The following is a 20,722-nucleotide window of genomic DNA, read 5'->3' on the forward strand; positions in this document are numbered from 1 at the left end:
GATTTGGATTCGTAAGGCTGCGGCAGGATGCCCCAGCCACTTGTCAAGCACGCGACCTCTATTCAGACCGCGCGAGGTAAAGTCAGGACCGTTCAACCAACATGTGTCGAAGCCGAAGTCGTGAGACTTCGGTTCGAACTCACACGATTTCCGCTACGGGATCACCGCGAATTCCGGCGAATTCACCAGCGCCCACCAGACCGCTTGGTAGGCTTCCATCATTCCCTTCCGCTCGGCAATGAACTCGCGAGCGACCTTCAATTCTTTTTCGCGCGGTCGTCGGCTGAGCACCGCGACGTACAGCCGCGTGACGATCTCATCGGGTTCTCCCTTTTCGCGCACGGCTTGCTCCACCAGCCGGTTCTGCTTGTGCATCGCCGAGTCGTTCAGCAGCGTCAGCACTTGAGGAACGCCTTGCGTGTAGTCGCTCGGTGCGCCGTCCATTTCGTCGGTGTCGAACAGATTCAAGAAACTGCTGCGGCTCCCCAATGTCGTCCCTGAGGCTCCGCTGATCGCCCCCTTGTCGGGATCGCCGCCGGTGGACAGCACGAGGCATTCCCAAAACGCTTCCGGCGCGAGGACCTTACACGTCGCGTGGCTGTAGAGTGTCTTGTCCTGTTCGTTTTCAACGAGCGCCACATGCGATCGCTGATACGCGCGGCTGAGCAGCATCCCACGCAGCAGATGCTTGATGTCGAACTTCGCCGCCACCAGTTCGCCCGCCAGTGAGTCAAGCAACTCGGGATGCGTCGCTGGATTCTCAAGATCTAGCGAGTCGACCGGCTCGACCAAGCCGCGACCGAAGAGTTGCCACCATAATCGGTTGATGGTGGCGCGAGCAAACATGGCGTTCTTGGGCGAGGTCATCCACTCCGCCAGCACGGGCCGAGGCGGCGCTTGCGGATCGAGATCAACTTTTTCCGCTCCCAGAAATTTCGCGGGGACGACTTTGCCAGCCGCTGGACCGGCATCCGTGGGAATCACGACCGCGCCGCCGTCCTTGAGTTCCAACGGCAAGAGGCCGAACCGCGTCTTGGGCGGACCGGCTTCGGTGTCGTGAATGCCTTTGCGGTTCTCGCCTTTCTTGGGATTGGGTTCCACTTTGGCCGTGCGGCTGAAGAACGCTGCCAACCCCCAGAACTCGTCCTGCGTCCAGGTCGCGAAGGGATGGTCGTGGCATTCGGCACATTGCAATTGAATGCCGAGAAATCGCTGCGCGGCCGAGGCCGCCAACTTGTTCGCGCGGGGCTGGCCATCGTCCATGCACTGGCGGATGAAGGCGATGGGCGGGTCTTCGCTCTCGGCCGTGATCATCGCTCGAACCAGTTCGTCCCAAGGCCGGTTCTTGTTGAACTCTTCAGCGAACCATTTTTGAAAGTTCGCGGTGTATTGGCCCTTCAGATCCTCGCCGGCGCCGATCGGCACGGCGACGCGATCGCGCCACAGCCGCGCCCAATATCCACCGTACTCTGGCCGGGCGAGCAGTTGATCGATCAGCGTCGCACGTTTGTCGGGCGACGAGTCCTCAAGAAACGCAGTCGCTTCAGCCCGCGTCGGAATCCGACCGATGACATCGAGCCGGACGCGCCGCAGAAACTCGCCGTCGTCGGCTTGCGACGATGCCGGAATCTTCCCTTCCGCCAATCGCCGATCGACTTCGTCGTCGATGAGCTTGGCGATCTCGTCCGCTGAACGCGGCTTATTCGGCACGACAAACTGACTAGCCTGCTGTACTGACTTCGTCCCTGCGGCAATCCAGCGGCGGATGATCTCTTTCTGCTCGGCCGAAACCTTGATCGGGTTCTTGGGCATCTCATCCGTTTTGATTTTCTTCCACAGCAGGCTGGCGTCCGGATCGCCCGGAGTCACAACCTTGCCGTTTTTGCCGCCAGCCAACGCGGCGGAAATCGTGCGCAAGTCCAGTTCCGCTTTGCGATGCAGCCCGCCATGACATTGCAGGCAGTGCGAATTCAGAATCGGCAGCACATCGCGCTCGAAGGTCGGCGGCTCCGCGGCGGTTGCCTCGCTAACAAAGCCGAGCAGCAACGCCGCGATCAAGGACATCCGAAATCCGAAGTTTGCATTCCGAAAACAATCCGAAATGCGAATTTCAAAGATTTGAAACGGTCGGGCAGAGCCTGTCTTTGTTTCGATCATTGAAGTTTCCTCATGCCAGCAGGTCCGTTATCACGCCGGTGCTGTCGGCGAAACCGGGAATGTCGATGCCGGCCTGCCGGGCCATGGTGACGAACAGGTTGGCGAACGGCGCCGAACCCTCTTCGAGCAACGCGTAGCTGCTCTTTTTGACTTCTTCTGATACTACGACGGCGGCCTCGAGCCGATTCTTGACGACGTAGGTGAGATACTGGCCGTGCTTCAAATGGAAGGCATTGCCTCCCGCGAGCACAAGAGGCAGATTGCGATGCAGATGGGTGCGGGAGTTCCCGCTGCCATACAAGAGCATGCATCGATCGAGCAATGTGCCTTCGCCCTCGCTGGTGGATTTCAGTCGGCCGACCAGATACGCGAATTGCTCGACGAGCCAGCGGTCGATTTGGGTCTGCCTCGTGGCAGACATTTCCGGTTCGGCATGCCGGTGGACAATTTGGTGCCAGTCCGTCGGCCCACCCCTGCCGCACAAATCCGACCAATCAGTGAAGCCGCCTTGCTTCTCGTCGGTGAGAGCGTAACTCGCGACGCGAGTCGTGTCGGCGACAAAACCGAGGTAGATGAGGTCGAACATGCAGCGGATGTACGCCCGCCGCTCTTCCATGTTGTTCGAAGGGCTGGCCTGGAGGGCCAGGGCGGCCGCGTCCCCGGCAGGCGGGCCGCGGCGGAGCTGCTCCTCGCGGATCTGGATGGTGTGTTCGACTTCGCGAACGCTGGTCAGATACTCGTTCATCTTGTCGCGGTCCGGCTGCCCGAGCGGCCGCATGAACGCCCGCGTCTCGTCGCGAAGGGCGTCGAGGATGCTGGTCCGCCGCAGCAGGCGTTTCCGCAGGGCATCGCGATCCGCTTGATCAGCGGGCGGAAAAAGCTTGTTGAAAACGGCCCGCGGGGATTTGTCCGCTGCCAAAGGTGCCCCGGCCTTGTTGAACGACAGAGTTTTGGACTCTCCCGGGGAACCGGTGCCGCCGGCCGTGGAGAGGACCATCGATTTCAAATAACTTTTTTTCCCGATCCTGTCGGCGAGCAACTGATCGAACGATTGCGTGTTGAAGCCCCTGGTCGGATTGGTTCCGGTCAGATGGCTGTCCATTGTCAGGTGGCCGGTGATTCCCGGTCGGTGGTGGTGCAGCCCGCCGAGAATCGTCAGATCGGACTTGAACTGACGCAGCGGCTCAAGCGCCGGCGAGAAATCGTGCTCAGCACCGGTCGCCACGGGAAACCAGGTCGTGGTGTTGACACCGAACGGCACGTAGAAGAACGCGAACCGCGGCGGGGGAACTGCCGCATCGCCCTTGCTCGCGTCGCTCGCCATCACTTCCAGGGAGGGCAAAGCGAGCACCGCCGACGCGCTCTTGAGCAAGGTGCGACGCGAGATCGGATTGCGTTTCATGGATCGGCTCCGGGCTGGGAAAGGGAACTGAACTCGGGGAACGGCGACGTTCGCAGGCTCCACATCAATATCAATGCAGGAACTCGGGACTCTCCACGATCGACAACAGCAGGGGACGCATACGATAGTCGGTCTGCCGCGCCCGGGCGACGAGACGCTCGACCCACTCACGTTCGCCGAGGCTCGGCTCGCGACCGCGGCCGTAGGCGATCAGTTTCGAGACCAGGGCGCGGATCACGTCGTCGCGGTGTCGTTCGAGCACGATGGCACGGAACTCGCGAACGTTCGCGTAGCGTTCGCCGTCCGGAAAGGTGCCGTCGGTTTCGATTTTCTTCGCCGCCAGATTTGGGACGACCCGGCCGAGCGGGTCGAACTCCTGGAAGGCGTAGCCGAGCGGGTCGAGGCGGTCATGGCAGACCGCGCACTTGGCGTGCTCCGTATGGAGCGCCAGCTGCTGCTTCAGTGACTTGCCCTTGAAGCGGGGGTCGTTGGGCATCAATTCGGGAACGTCCGTGGGGGGCGGAGGCAGGGGACGGTTGAACAGGTTCTTCTGCACCCAGGCGCCGCGATAGATCGGCCGAAACATGCCGTGGTCGGTGGTCGTCATCACGCTCGCCAGTGTGGCCATGCCCCCATACGGGGAATCCTTCGGCAGCGATACCGGGCGGAAATCGCCGCCGCGGACCAGCGGCAGCCCGTAGTGCGTCGACAGGCGATCGTTGACGACGACGAAGTCGGAATCGATGATCGCCAGGCCGCTGCGGTCGCTGCGGACCAGTTCCTGAAAAAACGCGCCTCCTTCACGCCGCAGGCTCGACCGGAGGTAGGCGTTCGGCGGACTGAGGTATCCAGGGTCGGTCGATTGGTGACGATCCTGCAGTTTCTCGGTGTCGAGCCACTGCTCGGCGAACCGCTGGAAAAACCGCTCGGCATTCGGGTGGTCGAGCAGCCGCGTGACCTGCCCCTCCAGGGTGCGGCCGGACCGCAACGTGCCGGCGCGGGCCAACGCATCGAGGGTGCCGTCAGGGGTCGTGCACCAGAGGAAATACGAGAGCCGCTCGGCCAGGTGATGGTCGGTCGCGGGCGTGGCGGGATGCGTGGACCGGAGGTAGAGAAACTTCGGCGAAGCCAGCACGTAGACCAAGACGCTTTCAATCGCCGCTTGCGGGGAGTCCTCGAGCGACAATTGTCGCTCGAGGAACTGCCCGACGTGCGATCGCTCGGATGGCTCGAGCGGCCGACGATAGGCGTGCGAGAGGAACGTTTCCAGGCCGCTCCGCCGGTCATCATTTGGCAAGTCAGCCAGACGCGTCAACGCCACGCCGTGCGCCGGGGGTGGATCGTCGGCATAGGAACCGGGTTCGAGAATCATCTTCTCGATGAAGACGACCGGATACTGGTCCAACAGTTCCTTGATCTGCTTCTGATCCTCCTCCCGCGACAATTTCTGGGCACGGATCGCGTTGAAGTCCCGGTTGACGCTCTCGGGGAAGTCGCCCATCTCGTAGCCATTCGCGACCTCGACGATGAAGGCGTCCTGCTTGAAGAGCTGGCTCTTGCGAAAATGACAGACGATGTCCTGGAAATCCACCTGTGGCTCTAGCGGCTTGTCGAGCACGGTTTCCCGGTTCACGTCGACGACCAGCCGCGGCAGCGAGCAGTTCGCCGGCGCCTCGCTCCGCACCCGGAGGGTCAGCTTGAATCGGTCGACCGAAGGGGGGAGCGTCTCGCAGAACTCGGGGGGAAATTCGAATGTGCCAGTGACGTTGTACAGGTTGCCGTTATGGGCGGCGAGGCTTCGCGGGCGCAGCCCGACGGCATCGCCCACCCGAAATCCGAGCGGGACGTCCTTGTATAACTGTGCGGTCAGCTTGAAGGTCGGCACGGGAGCAGGCTTTTTCGCCTTCTTCTTCGGTGGTTCTTGCACGGTAAGCTCGAACGGCGCGAAGCCGGGAGTAGCCGAGTCGAACCGCCAGGCGACGGCCGTGGCGATCGTATCGAAGTATGCCTCGAGTGCCTCGCCCGTCATGGTCAGCTTCTCGGCATTGGTGTCGAAGCCGTTGACCGAGATGTCCTCCGGCAGGCGGGCGGCGAAGTTCTCCTGCAACCCCAGGAGGTCGTTGAGGGTATTGCTGAACTCATAGCGATTGAGCCGCCGCGGCGCGGTGCGGATGGCCAGCTCCTTGCTCTTGGATTCGATCCAGGCAAGCACATGGCCGTGATCCTCGGCGGACAGCGGCGGCTCGCCGGCCGGCGGCATGATCCGCGATGCGACGACGCTGTGGATGCGGTTCCAGACTCGTGCCTCGGACGAGAAATCGCCCGCCAGGGAAGCCACGTCGATGCCCCCCTCTTTGCTGCCGGGTTCGTGGCACGATTTGCAATGCTTTCCAAACAGGGTTCGGACACGCGGGTCGAGCATGTCGGCCGCGTGTGCGCGCTCGATCCCCGACGATCCGATCAGAAGGATCGCTATAAAGCAACGTCGGAGAGTGAACCGGCAGTTGTCGGAAATTTTTTTGTCTCGATTCATATTCGCCCTTCTCCGGCCTGATCGCATGTGGCTGGGACGAGATCCCCCAGCCACGTGCGCTACGGCTTTGCCCGTCGCAAGATCCACAGGTTGATGTTGCCGTCCGAGTAAAATCCCTCCGGGTACTGGCGGGCTTCGGGCGGGTCGGTGCTTTTCCAGCCGCTTTCGCGGTAACACAACCGTAGCGTGTCGTCGTCCAGGAACTCGAGAATACCCGGCACCATTCCGTCCTTGGGCGTGGGCGTCGCGCCGCTACCCGGCGGCGGGAAAGTAATGTTGAACTTGATGCGCGTCGGCTGGTGGGAATTATCAAGCACGTAACCCCCTGTATAGCCTGATCCCTTTGCGGAGGGACTGCTTTTCCAGGCGGCGAAGGAGTCGGTCTCAAAAATCGCCACAGCAGACCTGCGTCCGGAACCTAACTTGTCGAATGAATCATCCAGGGCCGCAAGCATCTGCCACTGGCCAACCAAGCTTGCTTTACCCGATGGCTTTGCGGACGGATTGCGAGACAGCAGAAGGAATGTGTGTTCCTTGTTGCCGTTGAAGTTAGTTGCGCGACCCTTGTCCAGGTTGGTCCGTCGCCAGGAGATTTTCAGAATGTCCTTGTCGTACAGCACGGCAATGCCTGGGAGCGTCGTTTGCTCCTTGGTATCGCTGGTCGGCGTCAGGTCAACATCCCACGCCGGCTTGCCAACGTGCTTCCAGTTGCAGGCTGCCGAGAACAGCGTCTTGCCGTCGGCGGAACTCCAGTGGAGCTGCTTGTCGCTGAGGGTCACCGAAGAATTCTTGTACTCCGGCCGGTCGGTCAGATTCGCATCCGCCTCGTGGGCCAGGAGCACATGCCACTTTCCTTCGATCGACCGAAACTCCTCCTCCGGCGTCGGCGGCGCTGGCTTGGTCGGCTTCTGAGCCATCACGGGCAACACGCTGCTGTACGTCAGCCACAGAACGCAAACGAAGGGAAACGCGAGGTTTCTGATCATGGTCGATTCGGAAACGGTGAGCATGACAATGTCCTTGAATAGGGCCGGACTCAGTGACTATTGATTCGAAACCCTCGGAACTTAGCAAGAAAAAATCCGCCTTTTTGCATTCCAGCCACGTCAGAGGCGTTCAACGTTTGGCGAACACAATTCCTTTGCCGTCGAAGGTGATCGTCTGGCCGCCGATCACGAGTTTGTCCCCTTCCACCTTGGCAACCGGGTGAGTACCCTTCGTCAAGGTCATGATCGAGAGACTCTGTCCGCCAACCATTTGCTTGGTGAACTGCGCCACGCCATCCGATTTGCCTTCGCCCACGCCGATGCTGACGAGCAAGAGCGGGACCCCCGATGCTCCCGAGAAATCGACCGCGAGGTGCTTTTCCTCGGCCGCAATCACACCGGAGCCGTTGGCGTGGGTCGTAAACGTGGCCGGTTTCGTGGCGGTCAAGCTGCCAAACTCGTAACGCTGCCCGAGGCCCCAAACCACGATCGGGCCAAACTTCGGCTTGTAGGCATCCTTTGGACCATAACCCAAAAGTGCCGTCACGACGATGTCGTTGGCGTCCTTCCACTGGTTGCGAAAACAGTAGTAGCCATGGATGCGATCCTCCATGGCTTGCGGAATGATTCCTGCCGGATTCCTGGGTTCCGCGCCGATCGGCCAGTTCACAAACGCCACCACCGCCTTCCAAGGCGACCCCATGGCGTCGAAGCTTTTCTCGCCGGGAGGCAGGAAGCCTTTCTCGTTGATCCACGCATCCTTGGCCGTCAGCTTGTGCTCGGCCGGTTCGACAAAGTTTTGATACACCCACAACATCGCCGGCTTGTAGCGATCTTCGACGATGCCGAACCCCTGACTGAATTGTCCGCCATGCGACCAGTCGCCGCCGCGTGTGAACTCGTGCGTGCCGTAGCTCGGCCCGGCGGCCATGCGAAGCGGATACTGCGGCCGACCTTCCTGCGGGACGATCTCCATGACCCAACGCAAGGCGACGTACTGGGCGTTCGGCCGAGGCGTGATGAAGTCCTTGCCGCAGGCCACCTTCGCAGCCTTGAGCCACACCTGAAAACCGGTGTCGGACGAGACGTGGCTCGGCCCCTGACTCTCGGCATACCAGCCATGGTCGCCGAACCCTTCCGTCAGCATGCCCATCGTGTTCCGGTAGGCATCGGGCAGCCACTCTTCCCAGATTTTCGCGTCCTCGGCGCCGGGGTCGCCGGCCAACGCCGCTGCGGCCGCCGCCCCGCACAGGATGCCGCCGGTGTGATTCTTCGACGGACGATACTTCGGCTTACGGACGACCTTCTCCAAGTTGAAGCCTTGCCCATTCTTGACATTCAGAAACGACTTGGCGACCCGTTGGCGATCGGCTTCCGACCAGCCGTTGTAACACAGATCGTAACCGAGCCCGGCGATGGCCCACGACGAGCCCGCTCGCAGTTCGCCGTTCGCGTTGGTGAACGAATAGCGGCTATCGCGATCCGCCTCACCCTGGAGCATGCGATCGAAACTCTGTAGTCCGAGATCGGCGTACTTCTTGTCGCCAGTGAGTTGATAGAGCAGCCCGTAGCCCGCGGCATGACCGATGGTGAACCGACCGACACTCTGTTCTGGCTGCCCCGGCGGCAGCAGTGTGTCGCCGTTCTTACCGTCGAGCAGATAGCGGAGTCGCCGGAGGATGGCCTGTCCCTCCGTGGTCTCGGCTCGTTTCTTGAGGTCCGGAAGATCCGCGATACGAAAGAGCAGACGCGGGTGTTCGCCGGGCTTGGGCTTCTGCCAGCCCACCACCTCGGCCGGCCACGGACCGGTGGACGGCGTTTGAGCCGCGACGGGTGTGAGCCCGCCGAGGATGGTTACAAACAACATAGCAGCACCAAAACAGTGTGACACAGCGTTTACCATTGTCGATCCTTTCCTGGAGTGAGCGGCGCGGCGTAAGCCGCCGTACGTAGACACGGCGGGCTAATGCCGCGACGCTTGCCTGTGGCATTCAATACATCGCCGTCACGGTCACTGCGCCGGTAAATCCGTGGAGAGTTATCGTTTCCTTTTCCGGGTTGAAGTTCTTCCACTCCTTGCCGTTCACTGTGACGCCCTTGATCGGCGCGGACGTGGGATGGCGGAAACGGAGGACCACTTCCTTGGGCGCTTTGCGCGAGGGCATCTCGATGGTCGCGTTGATCTTGCCGTTATCCACGTCCGAGACGATCTCGTAGGCCACCGTGCCGTAGTAGGTCGGCGCGTTCTTCACGGTGATCTTCTTGCCCTGTTCCAGCCAGGCGCGCGGCGTGGCGCGGGCCAGCCACAGTGCGTCGTCCTGCTCCATCACCAGCAGGTTGCGGAAACTCTCGACGAACCACCCGGTACTGCCTAGGTCCGAACTCGGTTTGCCCGCCGGATTGCCGGTATAACGCTTTAACGAATCGGGCTCGGGAAAACCTCCTTCCACGGTCACCCAGGCCGCGTAGTTGTTCATCCAGTTGCGCAGGAAGCACGGCACGTCGTCGCGGCGGAGATGGGTCTTGTCCACGTACATGTACTTCACAAGTCCGGCAAAGCCGGTCCAGAAGTGTTCCTGGGAAGCGCCCAGGGCTTGCGGCGCGGTCTTCCTTTCATGGCGAAGCAATTCCTCGATCACATCGAGGTGTTCCCCGATCCGCGGATCGGCGGCATCAAGGATGCCAAAAGCGTCGGCCAGCGGCAGGGCGCCCATCTCAATATCCACCAGAGAGTACGTGCCGAAAACCTCGCGAACCATCGATCCCCGCGCATAGGGCGAAGCCGGAATGACGCGCCTGTAGGTGCCGTCGAGGACCTGCCGGACCGGGGCGATCGCCATCTCCCGCTCCACGGCGCCAAGCAGATCCTTGGCATAGGCGTCGGCCTCGACGCGATAACGCCGCGCGGCTCCGGGATCGAAATCCTCCAACGCGTCGGCGAATCGGCGCAGGCCCTGGAGCGAGAAGGCGTCGTGGATGAGGTACCATCGCCAGACACACTTGCCCAGGCCCATGTCGCCAAGAACCTGTGGCGGTTGAAGCCGCGCCACCGCCAGGTTCTGCCGATGGGGTATGTCTTGCAGATAGAGTTGACGCTGGCGAAGGATCCAGTCCGCGGCCGCTTGGATCCGCGTGCGATTCTTCTCAAACCACTGCTTGTCGCCCGTCAGCAAATAGTGTTCGGCCATCGCGAACAGGATGCGGCCGGTCTGCGGATGGGTGCCGTCGTGATACCACCCGATGTCGTATTTCATGGTGGTGGCGTACTCAAGGCCGCCGTCACCGTCCACGAAGTCGCCGTCGGGTTTTACGCCGGGTGCCTTGAGCCAATGTTCCAGGCGTTGTGTCGCCGTCTCGTGGTTGCCGGAGAGATCGGTCGCGCGGATCGGCACGGCGGCCTCCAACGCCAGATACCCGTAACCACCTTTCCCGCGACCCAAATCCCAAGACGCTCGCCGCCAAGCATCGGTCCAGCGTTCATCCGAAAGCGCCACCTGCATCGCTGTCGCGGGCGGCTCGTCGAAGGGCACGAGCGGCGGGATGACCGTGCCCGGCGGACAATGGGGCAATTTGACATTGCGAATGACTTCCTCCCACGAGGCGGCCTCGGGGTGTTCGCGCGTCATCTGCGGGATGGTCTTCAGCTTCTTGGCCGCCAGTTCGGCCGCGAACTGCCGCGCTGTCGTCTCGCCGCCGGATTTGGCGACGAACACGCCCAGGCCCGGAATCAGGACCGGCCCGGAGTTCACATCGTCGGGCAGGAAGGTCAGGTTGCCGGCCTTGGTCCAGAGCGTGATCCGCGTGTCCATGGGGGAGATTCTTGGCCGACCTGCATAGCGTCCGGGATGGAGCAGCGAGACGACGATGCCTCGCCGGCCGCCGCCGGCAGCGGGCGCTGATTTCCACACATCCGCGCCCGTCATCGTCGTGCCCTTGTCTTCCGGCAGCGGCTTGACCGACTTCACGTAGCCGCCATAGGCCTCGATCCGGCCATCGAAGACCGCCTGCTCGGCGCCTTCCTGAAAGCCCCACTCGATCTCCACGTCCAGCGCGATCCATTTCCGGTTCGGCGGGAACAGGTGAATCGTCGGGCAGCCGTACTTCGCGCCCGCCGCCGCCTTGTCCGGGTCGAAGAACACGGCGACCATGTCGGTGCCCTCGAAGATCGATTTCCCTTTGCGGCTTCCTTCTGGCTGCTGGTTGAGGTAGGTCAGCGTGCGCCCGTCCTCCGAGACGGCCGGGGCGGGCAGGACATCGTCGCGGACGGCCGCAAACCAGCCTTGCTTCGACGGATAGAAGCGGACCTCGATCGCGTCGACGGGCGGAACGGCACTGCCTTCGGGCCAGCGCAATTCAATCCGTTGCGCCGGCACCGGCGCCAGCCACAACAGTGCCGACAGCAGACGGCCCTTGGGCGCTGGGAGAAAATCCATGCCCTTGTACTCGGCAACTCGCTTCTTGTCCTGGTCCGTCTCTGTCGGTCGCGAGGCAATTGTGCGATAGACCTCGTCCAATCGCTTCAAACGCCGGGGGATGAAGTACGCCTCGGGCTGTTCCTGCACCTCGCGGTCGGCCCGCCAGGCATAGGCCCAGGGCGACAGATCCACCTGCTGGCCGACGAGTTTGTCGAGGTCAGTCGGCGCTGCAGGCTCCGCCGCGTGTACTCCCAGCGCAAGACCCAGGGCGACGAGCACTGCTACTGACATTGTCTTCGCGATTGCGTTCATTCTCTCCACCTTACGGCGCTCGCCGAAGCCTTTCGCGACAACGCCCATCTGTTCGGAAATCGTCCGGAGCAGGTCCGACATCGTGACGGCATCGGGGCCGAGTTTGGGGCCACCACATGACAGCCTCACCGATACCCAATGACTACTTGCTGACATTCAAGCGCAGGGTTACCGGCTTGCCTGCGATGCCGTTGCCGCCGCCTTGAGCGAAGGGAATCGCGGTCACCGTGTGCTGGCCAGGTTCAAACTTCCAGGGAAAGTATTGACCGTTCACATCTCGCGGCAACGCGAACGGAGCCGTCGCTCCGGCCTCGCCGATTTTCTTCCCGTCGTACGTGAACTGAACGCTGCCGACCTGGGCCGGCTTCGTGTTCGCCCGCAAGGCCAGCCGCTTCGGCAGTTTCGACAACGGGAGGGTTGCTCCTTCCGTGATGGGATTGAACTCCGGAACGGCCTCGTTCGTGTCACAGTCCATCAGTGTGAAATGCAGCACGCGTCCCGGCCCCGTGTAGGCCTCGGCAAAACTGACTTCACGCACCAACAGAACCCAATCTTTGGTCGGATCCGCGGGTGGCGGGCCGATCTTCTTCCAGCCCGGTCCTGCGATCGACTTTCCGGCCTGTAGATCGCCTCCTTCACGGGGGTTGAACCACTGGGTGGTGAACGATTCGTGGCTGCTTCCGAGGTCGAGTTCGGTTTCGCCTCCGCGCGGCAGATAGACCGCATACACCCGGCACGGATCGGCAAAGCAATAGTCCTCGTCGGACCGGGTCAATCCGTCGGCATGGGACATTTCGGTGAACGGCAGATGGTTCCGCATGAATTCGAGGGCGATCCTCGTCTGCTTCCACATATTGGCCCGGCTACGGTAGTCTTCCAGGGCGCGGTCGTGGTGCGGATGACCCCATCCAAAGTAGTATTCAACGCCACCGCCCCCCGCGAGCAGATTTCCCCAGAGCACGCGATGTCGCACGGCATCGTGCTTCGGATCAAGGGCGTCGGGGACCACACCGTCACGGGCCGGACCGATTTCATCGAGACACACGCACCATTGCCGACCGCGGGTGATGGAGCGATCCAGCCACTTGATCGTCTCGATATGCACATGCTGCATGTCCGCCAGTTGCAGCGACGGCCCCGTGAAGTGTTTGTTGCCGAGCAGCGGTGTGTAAACGCGATCATAGTGGCCGGGGAAACAGTGCATCACGATCGGATGCTGATAGGGATCGAGCCGGCGGATGTAGTCGAGGTACGCTCCATGCTGGGCGTGCGTGTTGGTCGTCTCCTCGCCGAGGTTCCAGGCGAGAGCAAGGTGATGGCCGAACCGGGCGATCATCTCCCGGTAGTAGAGTTTGCGTTCGGGACCGAGTTCGCCCTCGTTCAGGAGCTGGTCATTCTCCTGTTCGTTGAAGACGACGTGCTTGAGGATGCCCCGTGCATCCATGTGAGCAAAGACGATCTCCCACTGATCGAGCTTGCTGCAATCAAAGCGATCGCGGGCGTCGCGGCTGATCCACGGCCAAACGTCGTCGCCATCGCCGTTGACGTTCATCGTCAAGAAATACTGCACGTTCATGTCTTGTGCAGCAAGATAGTTGACAACACCGACGAGACCTTTGCCCTGGCTCTTTTTCCAGGTCGGATCGCCGTCGCACCAGTCCTGTTCGTGCGGTTTGTAGCGGTGCTTGACAGGAGTGGCGTCGAAGTCGGCGTAGGCCAGGAAATTCTCCGGACTGTTAGCGCCGCCCTTGAGGAAGGATTCGCCCGTTTCCACCCACTGAAGATAGCGTTTGCCCACGTCCTGGAGTCGGCCGCGTGCCCGGGCATCCGGCGCTTTTTTGTCCGTGTTGGCGATCTCGAACGTGCCTTCACTCGTCTTGAGCGGCACGGCCTGCCCCTGTTCGTCGAGTGCCACGGCAATGTCTTTTCCCGAGTGTAGCACGGCCTGCCAGGTCCACTCGCCGACCTCGTCGGGCGTGAAGTGGACGCGCCACTGGTCGCCTGCGTTGGCTCCGGTCTCGGCGGCGTTGCCGTCACTCGCAAAGTAGCCGGGTACCTGGTAAGTCTTCTTGCTGCCCAGATGACGAAACCGGACCGTGAGCCGATAGTCGCGAAACGGATTGGGGGTCGCGTTTTCGCTGGTTGTTGGTCCGGTGAGGGTGACGGTGACGCGATGCCATTTCTTCTGTTCGCCGGTGACCCGGGCCAGCTCGTCTGCCAAGGCGCAGCCAATGCTGATGCCAAGGCAGGCGAGCAGGCACAGAGTTGATCTGTAGATCGATCTCACGAAGTCACTCTCCTTTTACATCAACAATTCAACCAAGGTTCGCCGACTCTCGCCGAAGCCCTTCGCGACCACGCCCATCTGTTGGGAAATCGTCCGTAGCAAATCCGACATGCTGACGGAGTCGGGACCGAGTTTGGGGCTGTTGAGGTGCTCTCGTTTGTCATTCGGAATGACTTTCTGTTGGCCGTTGAAAGCGATGTGCCGCCCCTGCGCGAAGCCCAGTCCTTCGCCGCCGGCGAGCAAGAGCGGCAAGTTGTGGGCGCGGTGTGTGGCCGGCCAGGACATGCCGCTGCCGTAGAGGACCGCCGTGCCGCGGAGCATGTCGTGCTCGCCTTCGGCCGTGGATTGCAGCCGCTGGAGAAACGTCGCCAAGCGGGCCGTCCACCAGGCGTCGTACTCGCTGAGAATGCCGTATTCCTTCGGCTTGCGATCGGGCGGTTCGTCATTCGTGTTGTGCCCCACTCCGTGCCAGTTGCCGCAGGGCAGGTTCTTGATCGGGCCGCCCCCTTCGGATTCCGTGGTCGCAAACGAAACCACGCGCGTACTGTCGGTCCGCAGGGCCAGATAGATCAGCTCGAACATCGTGTCGATGTACTCCGCATAATCGGCGGGCACGTAGGGATCGGCCTGCAGCCGCAAGCGGTCTTCGTGGATCACCGCCGCATTGAAGGTGGCTTGCGAGGCGAGATCGGCCTGGACCCGCTTCTCGACCGCTCGGACCGCGTCGAGATACTCAGCGAGTTTGCGCTCGTCGCTCTGGCCCAGTTCGCGCCGCAGGTTGGCCGCCTGCGACGAAACGAGATCCAGAATGCTGGCTCGGCGCGGAAGTTTCTCCCGGCCTTTGACGCCGACAAGTTCCGCGAAGATCGCCGCCAGATCGTGGTCGGCCAGTATCGGCTCGCCCTGGCGGTCAAACGAGATCGTCCGCCGTCCGCCGGTCGCACCGACCACCATGCTCGGCCAGCGGGTCTGCCGGCCGACGACTTCGGCGATGTGTTGGTCGATCGAGATCGTGCTGCGAGTCACCGCGCCTTTGCCGGCCGTGTAGTTCGCGTTGGCCGTCAGCCACACGCCGAGTTCGCCGTGACCGGGACTGGCCTTGTGTTGCAGGCCGGAGAACACGGTGAAACGCCGCCGCACGTCGGCCAGGTTCTTCAGCGGCGGCGTCAGTTCGTAGTCTTTGCCGGTCGTCGCCGGATGCCACTCCCACATGTTCACGCCGTTGGGGACACAGATAAACACGGCGCGGCCGGGCGCGGCCGCAGCATCATTGGCAGCGGCGAAACGTTCGAGCCAGGGTAGTGCGAGGCAGACACCGCTGGCGGAGAGGAACTGTCGCCGTGTTGTTAGCAGATGATTCATTTCGATTTTTCGATTCTGTGGGTTAGTAGCGTAGCGGCGCAAGCCGCCCGGTTTTGCAGCGTTTTACTTCGCATTCACCGGACGGCTCGCGCCATACCGCTTTAACTCGTGATCATGATCCCGGTCTCTCAGGCAAGTAGTTCTGCCAAAACGCGGCGACTCTCGCCAAAGCCTTCCGCGGGTACTCCCATCCGTTCGGAGATGGTGCGCAGCAGGTCGGACATGCTCACGGCGTCAGGACCGAGTTTGGGGCCTTTAAGGTGCTCGTGTTTCTCGTTCGGAAGGTCCTTTTGCTGGCCGTTAAAGGCGATGTGGCGGCCGTGCGCAAAGCCAACTCCCTCGCCGCCGGCCAACAGAATCGGCAGGTTATGGTTGCGATGGGTCGACGGCCACGACATGCCGCTGCCGTACAGGACGGTGGTGTGCCGGAGCATGTCATGCTCGCCTTCGCGAGTCGTCCGCAGCCGATCGAGGAAGCGGGCCAGACGCGTGGTCCACCAGGCGTCCGCCTTGCTGAGGTTCGCAAACTGCTTCGGCTTATCCTCGGGCAGGGCGTCGCCGCTACCGTGGCCTTCGTCGTGGACGTCAAAACCGAGGTGCTTGAGCACACAGCATTGGCTCGAACGGTACGCCGAGAAAGCCACGACCCGCGTGCAGTCGATGCGGAGGGCCAGATAGATCAGTTCCAGCATCGTGTCGACAAAGTCGACGCCGTCGGGCGTGTTGTGCGGATCGGCCCGCAGGTTCAAGCGATCTTCCTGTATCGAATCCAGCCGAGGCGAAGACTTCCAGGCGATGTCCGCTTGCACGCGTCTTTCCACCGCGCGAATCGACTCGACGTATTCGTCGAGTTTCCGCTCGTCACTCTTGCCCAGATCGCGACGCAGGCTGGTGGCCTGATCCGCGACCAGGTCGAGGATGCTGCCCCGCTGCGGCAACCGACTTTTCGGATCGGCGCCGACCAATTCCGCAAAAATGGAAGCGAGATCGAAATCGGCCAGCACCGGTCGGCCTTCGGCATTGAACGAGCAGGTGTACTGGCCGCCATCGGCGCCGACGACCATGCTCGGCCAACGCGTTTGCCGGCCCATCGCGCGCGCGATGTGCTGATCGATGGAGATCGTGTTCGGCGTGACGTAAATCTCTTTCCTGCTGGCGTAGTTGGGATTCCCCGTCAGCCACAGTGCGGCTTCCTGGTGACCGCCTCCGGTCTTGATGTGCTGCAGACCGGAGAACGCCGTGAAGCGATCGCGTAGCCCGGCCAGATTCCGCAGCGGCGGCGTCAGCTCGTAGTCCTTCCCCGTGGTCGCGGGATGCCACTCCCACATGTTCACGCCATTGGGAACGAAGAGAAAAACGGCGCGGTTGGGTACGTTCGCGGCGTCATTCGCCGAAGCGAAACGTTCGAGCCACGGTAGTGCGAGGCAGACGCCGCTTGCGGCGAGGAACTGTCGCCGTGTTGTTGGTAGATGACTCATTTCAATTTTTCCCTTCGGTTGGCTGGCAAGTAGCGGAGCGGCGCGAGCCGCCCGGTGGCTTGTCTCGTTCAGGTTAATTGCCCAAGCGGCCCGGTGCTGTCGCCGAATCGCGGCATTTGGACGCCCGCCTGCTCGAGCATGGCGAGGTAGAGGTTGGCAATCGGGGTCTCGGTGGGGTACACGCGATGGAAGCCGAGACGCAACGAGCCATTTCCTCGTCCCGCGAGCAGCACCGGGAGATCATCGTAATTGTGATCGTTGCCACGACCGATGCTGCAGCCGAACATCACCTGCGACCGGTCGAACAGGCTGTGTTCGCCTTCGCGGGTGTTCTTGAGACGGTCGAGCAGGTAGGCGAAGAAGCTGACGTGGTAGGCGCCGATGGCCGTGTAATTGTCCTGCCGAGTCTTGTCGGGACCATAGTGGGAAACTTCGTGGTGCCCACCGCGCACGTTGATTTCCGGATAGGATCGTTGGCTGGCGTCGTTCCCCAGCATGAGGCTGCCAACGCGGATCGAATCCGTCGCCAGGGCCACGACAAGCAGGTCGATCATGAGACGGGTATGTTCGGCGAAATCGGCGGGAACGATGGGCAAGGGCCCGTTGGCCGTGAGCGACCTGTCCGGGACCGGCGGGTTGCGCTCGTAGGCTTGCACCCGGCGCTCGATTTCTCGGACGCTCTCGAGATACTGCTCGATCTTGAGGCGATCGGCCGCCCCCACCCGCTGGGTAAACTCGCGTGCCTCGGCGCGTACGAAATCGAGGATGCTGCGCCGCTGGCGGACTTCGTCCTCACGGGCAGCCCCTGCATCCGCAAACAGCCGCTCGAAGACGCTGCGCGGACTGATGTCGCGGCTGAGCGGCGTGGTCGGCGTCCGCCAGGAAATCGTCGTTGTGTAGGCGCAGTGATATCCGACATCACAGGTCCCGGTGCCGGTCGGCGTTTCGACGCTCAGTTCGAGCGACGGGAGCCGCGTCCGCGTGCCGAGTTCCCGGGCGAGGACCTGGTCGACGGAAATTCCCGACCGCACATCGCTGCCCAGGGTCACGCGGGGAGTGCTGCAGGTGAGGAAGCAACCCGAACCCGGTGCGTGCCCCGCACGCTTAGGCCCGCCGCGATACGCCTCCATGTTCGCCAGGTGCGTCAGCACGCTGAAATCGGCGCGGTGAGGCTCGAGCGAGCGAAGAATCTCGGGGAGCCTCTCCAGGCGGCCTTCGGCCGCGGGAGTCCAATGGGGCATGTACATGCCATTCGGCCCGTAGACGAAGAGCGTGCGCACCGGCGGCGGCCCGCTCTGGTCGGCACGTAGCGGCTGCATGGCCTCAAGCCACGGCAGAGCCAGCGACACGCCTGCCGCCCGCAGGAGCGCTCTCCGCGTGATCGGTCGATGGTGCAGGATGTTCATGATAAGCGTCTCCTAACTCGGATGGAAAAATCAGCGTGAACTATCGGTTATTGAAGGCCGGGCTGGCGATGATTCCGCGGATCAGTCCGCGCGATCGGTCCTGGTCCCGCGCCAGCGCGTCGATGGTCGCCTGAATCGTACGTACGTCCGCTGGGTCCGGCCCACGGCCCAAGGCGTAAATCATCATCTTCTCGGTCAAACAGCTCAGAAACTGCTCTTTGCGGGGGCCGACCAGGATTTTCTTGAGGCCCTCGACCCCCTGCACCTTCTCGCCCGAGGGAAGGACTGCCGTCGCATCGACGGGTTGCCCCGAATCGTCCACTCTCCGTACTTTGCCGATGATGTCGAAGCCTTCGAGCGCAAATCCCAGCGGATCGATGCGGTTGTGGCAGACCGCGCAACGAGCGTTGGACCGATGCTTTTCAAGCTGCTGGCGGAGGGACAGCTTGGACTTGCTCGCCGCCTCGTTCGAAGAGTCCAGGTTCGGCACGTCCGGCGGCGGTGGCGGTGGGGGAGCATTGAGCAGGTTTTCGAGGATCCACGCCCCACGCACGACGGGCGAAGTCCGCGTCGGAAACGAGGTCGCTGCCAGCACCGACGCCTGCGTCAGCAGGCCGCCCCGACCCTTAACCTCGACCCGCTGGAAACCGGCGTCAGCCTGGACTTTCGGCAGACCGTAGAACCGGGCGAGGGATTCATTCACCAGGGAAAATTCGGCGTCAATCAGCGTGGTCAACGGCAGGTCTTCGCGGAGCACCGTGGCAAAGAACAGCTCGGTTTCGCGCACCGCTGAATCGCGAACCTGCTCGAAGTCGGCGTAGCGCTTGTTCTTCGGATCGGGGCGAAACTCCTTGAGGCGGGCGAACTTCAACCACTGATGCGTGAAACTGCGGCAGAACTCTTCGAAGCGGGCATCGCCGATCATCCGGTCCACGTGCCGATCCAGTTCTTTGCGAAGCCGGCCCGCGCGAGCGGCATCGAACAGCTCGGTGTCAGGCATGGTGTTCCAGAGAAAAAACGAGAGCCGGTTCGCAAGCTCAAACTCATCGACGGGCCTGGGCCCGCCCGCGCCTCGTTCGGCTTCCGCGATGAACAGGAAGTTCGGCGAACAGAGCATCGCTTGCAGGGCCAATTGCACGCCCTGATCGAACGACTGCCCCCCGGAATGTGCCTGCTCGACGATGGCAACAAGGCGGGCGACCTGCTCGCGTGTGGGCGGTCGTCGGTAGGCGCGAGTCGCCAGCGGCTCGAAGATCGCCTCGGCAGCCTCGCGCACATTCCTGGTCTTGCTGGGCCGCGCGACAACCACCCGGCGATGCGGCTCGGGATAGGTGCTGTCGGAGGTCTGAGACGGCCGAGCAATGAGCACCCGTTCAAGCAGGATCGGCCCGCGCTTCGGCGCCTTTTCGCCCTTGGGCACCGGCTCCGGGATCGGCCGAAATGTGAAATCCGCCGTGCCCTTGGGCAACCGCAGGCGGACTTTCGTCCAGGTCAACGACGACGAGGCGACGGGAACCCGGAACGCCTCCGTTCCGCCGATGTCGACTGCCAACTGCAGGGGCTTGGGGCCGATGTTCTCGCCCAGCGCCTGCACCTTGATGACGTACTCGTCGTCGTCCGGAATTTCGAACGCATGGGCGAGGAACTTGCCCCCCGGCGGAGCCCAAGGGAGCTTTTTGCCGGTGAACTCAAGGCCGAAAGTATCGTCATTCGGACCTCTCACCCGGGCGGGCGGCCATTCGAGCCTGGCCACGACCGGCGCGGCATCATCCGGGTCGGTGGTGATCACTGCGGCGGCGATCTCCTTGGCCATCCGCAGGTACTGCTCCATCAGGATGGGCGAGATCATCAGGTGCTCGCCGATATTGTCGAAGCCGTAGCCGATTTCATCCGCAGGCAGATGGGTCGTGGGATCAGTGTCCACGCCGAAAAGGTCGCGGATGACGTTGCGATACTGCACGCGGTTGAGGCGGCGCAGCGGCGTCGGCGGGGGCACGCGCGTGGAGGCGAGGAGGCGTTGTTTCAGCGCCGGTTGAAGCCCCGTCAGGAACCGATCGACCTCGTCGGCCGCGGGTTGAGTTTTGTCGGCGGGAGGCATCGAGCGCGATTCAACCTGCTCGATGACTTTGGTCCAGGTTCCATACCGATCTGCCCAGTCGGACGCCAGCAGGTCGTCGAGCCGGGTCATGCCCTTGGCAGCCTTCCCCGAGTGGCACGAAAGACAGTGCTTCGTGAGAAACGCCGGGGCCGTTTCCTGCACAAACTGCTCGCTACGATCAGGTTCCTGGGCGAGCGCAGTCCCGCTGCAGATGCGCATGCCCAGCAGTAACAAGACCGCCATCCCGTACAAATTTTGGTTCATCGGTGGTCTCGGAGGAGGGTGG

The 20,722-nt window shown here is 62.4% G+C and carries 11 protein-coding genes; all 11 read right to left on the minus strand.

The features are described from left to right. Positions 1–153: 153 nt before the first annotated feature. Positions 154–2,064 carry a PSD1 and planctomycete cytochrome C domain-containing protein gene (locus ETAA8_RS07815; protein WP_202921654.1) on the minus strand — a complete coding sequence of 637 codons (1,911 nt, stop codon included), beginning with the start codon at positions 2,062–2,064 and terminating at the stop codon, positions 154–156. Positions 2,065–2,167: 103 nt separating this feature from the next. Further along, positions 2,168–3,559, minus strand: a complete 1,392-nt coding sequence (locus ETAA8_RS07820; protein ID WP_145087221.1) for a DUF1552 domain-containing protein — start codon at positions 3,557–3,559, stop codon at positions 2,168–2,170. A 70-nt stretch (positions 3,560–3,629) separates the two neighbouring features. Then, the gene (locus ETAA8_RS07825) at positions 3,630–6,092 is read right to left on the minus strand and encodes a DUF1592 domain-containing protein (RefSeq protein WP_202921655.1); all 2,463 of its coding nucleotides are present in this window, start codon (positions 6,090–6,092) and stop codon (positions 3,630–3,632) included. A 59-nt stretch (positions 6,093–6,151) separates the two neighbouring features. Then, positions 6,152–7,102: a hypothetical protein gene (locus ETAA8_RS07830; RefSeq protein ID WP_145087225.1), complete on the minus strand. Its 951-nt coding sequence runs from the start codon at positions 7,100–7,102 to the stop codon at positions 6,152–6,154. 106 nt (positions 7,103–7,208) lie between these two features. Continuing rightward, entirely contained in the window at positions 7,209–8,945 is a 1,737-nt protein-coding gene (locus ETAA8_RS07835) for a hypothetical protein (RefSeq protein WP_145087227.1), read from the minus strand. A gap of 124 nt (positions 8,946–9,069) precedes the next feature. After that, positions 9,070–11,886, minus strand: a complete 2,817-nt coding sequence (locus ETAA8_RS07840; RefSeq protein WP_145087229.1) for a hypothetical protein — start codon at positions 11,884–11,886, stop codon at positions 9,070–9,072. Between the two features lie 61 nt (positions 11,887–11,947). Beyond that, entirely contained in the window at positions 11,948–14,092 is a 2,145-nt protein-coding gene (locus ETAA8_RS07845) for a DUF5060 domain-containing protein (RefSeq protein WP_145087231.1), read from the minus strand. Between the two features lie 15 nt (positions 14,093–14,107). After that, entirely contained in the window at positions 14,108–15,454 is a 1,347-nt protein-coding gene (locus ETAA8_RS07850; protein ID WP_145087233.1) for a DUF1552 domain-containing protein, read from the minus strand. Between the two features lie 128 nt (positions 15,455–15,582). Then, positions 15,583–16,932, minus strand: a complete 1,350-nt coding sequence (locus tag ETAA8_RS07855; protein WP_145087235.1) for a DUF1552 domain-containing protein — start codon at positions 16,930–16,932, stop codon at positions 15,583–15,585. Between the two features lie 68 nt (positions 16,933–17,000). Continuing rightward, the gene (locus ETAA8_RS07860) at positions 17,001–18,338 is read right to left on the minus strand and encodes a DUF1552 domain-containing protein (protein WP_145087237.1); all 1,338 of its coding nucleotides are present in this window, start codon (positions 18,336–18,338) and stop codon (positions 17,001–17,003) included. A gap of 40 nt (positions 18,339–18,378) precedes the next feature. Beyond that, a complete protein-coding gene (locus ETAA8_RS07865) occupies positions 18,379–20,700 on the minus strand; it encodes a DUF1592 domain-containing protein (protein WP_145087238.1) in 2,322 nt (773 codons plus the stop codon). Positions 20,701–20,722: the final 22 nt, after the last annotated feature.

The sequence above is a fragment of the Anatilimnocola aggregata genome (assembly GCF_007747655.1).
Taxonomy (GTDB): domain Bacteria; phylum Planctomycetota; class Planctomycetia; order Pirellulales; family Pirellulaceae; genus Anatilimnocola; species Anatilimnocola aggregata.